This window comes from Desulfocicer vacuolatum DSM 3385 (assembly GCF_900176365.1).
GTDB classification, from domain to species: Bacteria; Desulfobacterota; Desulfobacteria; order Desulfobacterales; family Desulfobacteraceae; genus Desulfocicer; species Desulfocicer vacuolatum.
On record NZ_FWXY01000052.1, the window covers coordinates 1 to 5,849 of the forward strand.

At 49.2% G+C, this 5,849-nt stretch carries 2 protein-coding genes; both read right to left on the minus strand.

Going from position 1 to position 5,849, the window contains the following annotated elements:
* Window positions 1–196: 196 nt before the first annotated feature.
* On the minus strand, window positions 197–5,335 hold the full coding sequence (locus B9A32_RS20560; protein ID WP_084072016.1) for a tetratricopeptide repeat protein: 5,139 nt from the start codon (window positions 5,333–5,335) through the stop codon (window positions 197–199).
* Window positions 5,336–5,361: 26 nt separating this feature from the next.
* Window positions 5,362–5,849 (minus strand): C1 family peptidase (locus B9A32_RS20565; protein WP_212638051.1); only part of this gene is annotated, 488 nt, incomplete at its 5' end.

Below are 5,849 nucleotides of genomic sequence, written 5' to 3' on the forward strand. Positions count from 1 at the left end.
GGCAGGACACCTTTCTCTTTAAGTTCCATCACCATTCCAGACAATCGGCGGCGCTCCTGCTTCAGTTTTTCCCGGCGTTCAACCAGGATGGGAGATTCCTTTGTTGCCAGGACCAGCCCTTGGAGCGGCGGGTGGGTGAAGTGTTGGTATGTAAAAGCTGACATAGTCGGAAGAGGTTCGAATTGCTCTGGAGGTGTTACCGGCCGTAAGCCCGGATGCCGTAGAGGATGGTGCCAATGGCCATCAGGGGCGGATCTTCATCATTTGGCCCAAATGATTTTTTCATATCTATTACGGTTTTGATAAGAAGATCAGGTAACTCCTTTTCCGGACCTTCATGGCGGTTAATCAATCTGACAATGATGGCGGCCTGATCTTCGTCCAGTTCAAAGGCGTTAATCAATTCCTCCTGCACCTCTTTTCTCACGGTTGTGCAATCGGCAATTTCACGCTGTAGTTTGGGGCGCCAATATTGCACCAGGATTTGCGACAGGATATCCTTGGTACTCTCCATAAATTCTTTGCGAGCTTTGCGCAAAACCGTATCAGGGTCCTTTGTTTCGCTTGCCAGCCAATGCTTGTGAAAAATCGGGCCGAAATGGGTAGCTAAAAGATCGGAGATGGGATAGAGAAAACCGGTAATGCTTTGGGTGCCTTTCCTGATAAATCCAGTGCTCAGCCCCATTGGAGTGCCTTGGCTGTCATCACGGTTCATGGCAATAAGGCAGGTATTGAAAAAGGCATGACGCACCTTTGCCTTGCCTGATAGAATATCTTGATAGGAAAGGCTCTGGTTCTTGCTGACTTGCATGGCTGTAGAAAAAGCCATGTGGGGGTCATCGCCCCCGTGACCGATCCCCGTGAGCAGGTCAATTTCTATGGGTTCGTTGGGAAACGGAGCAGGGTATTCAAGCGTTTCACAAAGACTGCCGTTTCTTTGATGAACAGCCTTGATGGCCTCCACCTCCTTTTCCACACCGGCAAGAAATTTTTTACTGTTGTCCCTGTGGTCATAATAGAGCAGGGCTGCCGGGTAATGCCTGCTCCGGCCAGTTTCCGGCTTCTTTCTTTTAATCAATCCTGTTTGAAGCGCATAATAAATCAGGCCCGGATAAAACCGGGTTGTCACACTTTCTGGTTTGCCAGCCAATACTGGCAGTTGATGAAGGCTGCCCTGGGGCAGGATGATCAGCTCTTTTTTACCTGTGAGGTATGGCTGTAACGGGGTCCAGAAGTTCTCCCTGAGTTCTCGGATCATGTCCGGCCAGAAACGGCCCCGCTCCCTGGCACTCATCACCGGTATGCCCTTTTTTTCCTGCCGGTCATCATGGATGTTCCGGCGGCAATTTCCAAGATATGAATTCCGCTCTCCTGTCAGTACCCTGGTCCGCTTTGCCAGTTCATCCATACTGTTGACAGGGAGCCATCGGGGGATACCCTGCTTTTGGATAACAAGAACGCCTTGCATATCTTCATAGCTGATCATCAGTAATAGTGATTGATGGGGGTGGAAGTCCGGAATTGCCTGGATGTTTTCCAGGGTAAAGGCGTCATAAGGCAGTTCCAGAAGCTCGAACCCCGGCAGTCCGGATGCCTTGCGCCGGGCATCGCCCATCTGCTGGTGAAGTCGGTTGTATGTGGCAATGGCTTTCTGTTCTGCTTCCAGCTCTTTGTTTTGCCTCTTCCGCTCCAGTGGACGGGTGGCCGGATCAGAAAGTTCAAAGATTTCGGGATTGTCAGCCTTCTTCTTTTGAATCATTTCCCGGAGTTGGTGGCGAAGTTCCAAATACGCTTTTACCTGATCAGGAAGGTGTTGCCCTGCCGCCTCTCCAAGCTCGTCAAGTAGTTCAGATGCCAGCTCCCTGCCCTGGATACAAAAGAGAATACGGAGGATTTCTTCATATTTTTGCTGATCGATGACAAAAGCAAGCCAGTTTGCATGAAATCTTGCAAAATTGCGGCGCATCTTCTTCCAGGTCGCTGCCGTCCCATCTGCTGCTATTTCTTTGTCAGGGGCAAGTTCAAGCATCTGGATGAGATGCTCGCTTTTTTCTTTTGCCCAGACGAGCGGTTTGTCCATCTTATCCAGCAAAAAGCTTGCATTGGCGTATAGTGCGGACCGCTCATGGTTTAATGGTAGCCAGTGGCCCATCGTTTTACTTTCATAAATTTGTTCAGCCTGCTTATAAGATTCTATGGCGGCATCGTAATCCTCGGTTGATTCAAGGGCAACAGCAAGGTTCACAGCGGTTCGGGCACGAGAGGGATTAAGCTCACTACGGCCTTTGCAATACTCTCCTTCAAAGATCTTCTGTGCCTGCTTATAAGATTCTATGGCGGCATCGTAATCCCCGGTTGATTTAAGGGTAACAGCAAGGTTCATAGTGGTTTGGGCACGATTAGGATTAAGCTCGTTACGGCCTTTGCAATACTCTCCTTCAAAGACCTTCTGTGCCTGCTTATAAGATTTTATGGCGGCATTGAAATCCCCGGTTGAGTCAAGGGTAACAGCAAGGTTCATAGCGGTTAGGGCGCGAGTCGGATCAAGCTCGTTACGGCCTTTGCAATACTCTCCTTCCAAGATCTTCTGTGCCTGCTTATAAGATTCTATGGCGGCATTGTAATCCCCGGTTGATTTAAGGGCAACAGCAAGGTTCATAGCGGTTCGGGCACGATCCGGATCAAGCTTGCTACGGCCTTTGCAATACTCTCCTCCAAAGATCTTCTGTGCCTGCTTATGAGATTTTATGGCGGCATCGAAATCCCCGGTTGAGTAAAGGGCATTAGCAAGGTTCATTGCGGTTAGGGCACGATTAGGATCACGCTCGCTACGGCCTTTGCAATACTCTCCTTCAAAGATCTTCTGTGCCTGCTTATGAGATTTTATGGCGGCATCGAAATCCCCGGTTGATTGAAGGGTAGCAGCAAAGTTCATAGCGGTTAGGGCACGATTAGGATCAAGCTCGTTACGGCCTTTGCAATACTCTCCTTCCAAGATCTTCTGTGCGTGCTTATAAAATTTGATGGCGGCCTCGTAATCCCCGGTTGAGTCAAGGGCAACAGCAAGGTTCATAGCGGTTGTGGCGCGATCCGGATCAAGCTCGTTACGGCCTTTGCAATACTCTCCTTCCAAGATCTTCTGTGCCTGCTTATAGGATTCTATGCCGGCATCGTAATCCCCGGTTGAGTCAAGGGCATTAGCAAGGCTCATAGCGGTTGTGGCGCGATCCGGATCAAGCTCGCTACGGCCTTTGCAATACTCTCCTTCCAAGATCTTCTGTGCCTGCTTATAAGATTCTATGGCGGCATCGTAATCCTCGGTTGATTTAAGGGCATTAGCAAGGTTCCTAGTGGTTAGGGCGCGATTAGGATCAAGCTCGTTACGGCCTTTGCAATACTCTCCTTCAAAGATCTTCTGTGCGTGCTTATAGGATTCTATGCTGGCATCGAAATCCTCGGTTGATTCAAGGACAACAGCAAGGTTCATAGCGTTTAGGGCGCGATCCGGATCAAGCTCGTTACGGCCTTTGCAATACTCTCCTTCCAAGATCTTCTGTGCGTGCTTATGAGATTTTATGGCGGCATTGAAATCCCCGGTTGAGTCAAGGATAACAGCAAGGTTCATAGCGGTTCGGGCGCGATTAGGATCAAGCTCGTTACGGCCTTTGCAATACTCTCCTTCAAAGATCTTCTGTGCGTGCTTATAAGATTTGATGGCGGCATTGAAATCCCCGGTTGAGTAAAGGGCAACAGCAAGGTTCATAGCGGTTCGGGCGCGATCCGGATCAAGCTCGTTACGGCCTTTGCAATACTCTCCTTCAAAGATCTTCTGTGCCTGCTTATAGGATTCTATGCCGGCATCGTAATCCCCGGTTGAGTCAAGGGCATTAGCAAGGCTCATAGCGGTTGTGGCGCGATCCGGATCAAGCTCGCTACGGCCTTTGCAATACTCTCCTTCCAAGATCTTCTGTGCCTGCTTATAAGATTCTATGGCGGCATCGTAATCCTCGGTTGATTTAAGGGCATTAGCAAGGTTCCTAGTGGTTAGGGCGCGATCCGGATCAAGCTCGTTACGGCCTTTGCAATACTCTCCTTCAAAGATCTTCTGTGCCTGCTTATAGGATTCTATGCTGGCATCGTAATCCTCGGTTGATTCAAGGGCAACAGCAAGGTTCATAGCGGTTAGGGCGCGATCCGGATCAAGCTCGTCACGGCCTTTGCAATACTCTCCTTCAAAGATTTTCTGTGCGTGCTTATAAGATTTTATGGCGGCATTGAAATCCCCGGTTGAGTCAAGGGTAACAGCAAGGTTCATAGCGGTTAGGGCGCGATCCGGATCAAGCTCGTCACGGCCTTTGCAATACTCTCCTTCAAAGATTTTCTGTGCGTGCTTATAAGATTTTATGGCGGCATCGAAATCCTCGGTTGAGTCAAGGGCATTAGCAAGGTTCTTAGCGGTTCGGGCGCGAGAGGGATTAAGCTCACTACGGCCTTTGCAATACTCACCTTCAAAGATCTTCTGTGCCTGCTTATAAGATTTTATGGCGGCATTGAAATCCCCGGTTGAGTAAAGGGCATTAGCAAGGTTTATAGCGGTTCGGGTGCGAGAGGGGTCAAGCTCGTTACGGCCTTTGCAATACTCACCTTCAAAGATTTTCTGTGCGTGCTTATAAGATTTTATGGCGGCATCGAAATCCCCGGTTGAGTCAAGGGCATTAGCAAGGTTTATAGCGGTTCGAGCGCGAGAGGGGTCAAGCTCGCTACGGCCTTTGCAATACTCACCTCCAAAGATCTTCTGTGCCTGCTTATAAGATTCTATGGCGGCATCGTAATCCCCGGTTGAGTCAAGGGTATTAGCAAGGTTCATAGCGGTTCGGGCGCGATCAGGATCAAGCTCGCTACGGCCTTTGCAATACTCACCTCCAAAGATCTTCTGTGCCTGCTTATAAGATTCTATGGCGGCATCGTAATCCCTGGTTGAGTCAAGGGTATTAGCAAGGTTCATAGCGGTTCGGGCGCGATCAGGATCAAGCTCGCTACGGCCTTTGCAATACTCACCTCCAAAGATCTTCTGTGCCTGCTTATAAGATTCTATGGCGGCATCGTAATCCCTGGTTGAGTCAAGGGTATTAGCAAGGTTTATAGCGGTTCGGGCGTGAGAGGGATCAAAACAAATTAGACCTTGAAATGGTTTCTGTATATACAAATTAAACACCTGTTGAAAAAACATGGCCGATTCTTTTTGTCGATGCGAGGCGTAAAGTTCTTTTGCCTTTTTTTTAGTTTTTTTAAGCGCTGTCAGGGCGAGTTCTTTTATTGTCGGCAGATCTGTCATCGTTTCTTTTTTCCTTTGTACGCTTTTTAATGTATTAACTTACGGGTCTTCTCCCACAAGGCAGCCATGGTCCCGGTCAGACCCTTCATTGGCGACACCTCGGCTACACTCAAGATACCGGAGTGAAGACAATCATGCCGTTTAAAAAAGCCTTCCGGAATCAAGGCATGGCCGGGGTATCCCAAAGGATTCTCAAATGCATAGTTAAGTCCCCAGGAATTTCGTACCAGGAAATAACTTTTCCCCAATGGATTGTCAGGGTGTGCCTTGTCAAAATAACCGACAACGGTCATGGCATGACCGCCTAAACAATCTTCACCCGGCATGGGGATGGTCCACAGGCCGCTGCGGTGGGTACTATTGGTCTGGGCACTCTCATACACAGCTACGCCAATGGCTGCGGGTTGGGGGCCAAGGTCGGGAATGAGCACCCCTGACAGGATCCCTTTGAGTAAGGTGGGCATAAGGTGGTAATCCTCATCATCAAGGATGAGGTCGACAAAACCATCTATTT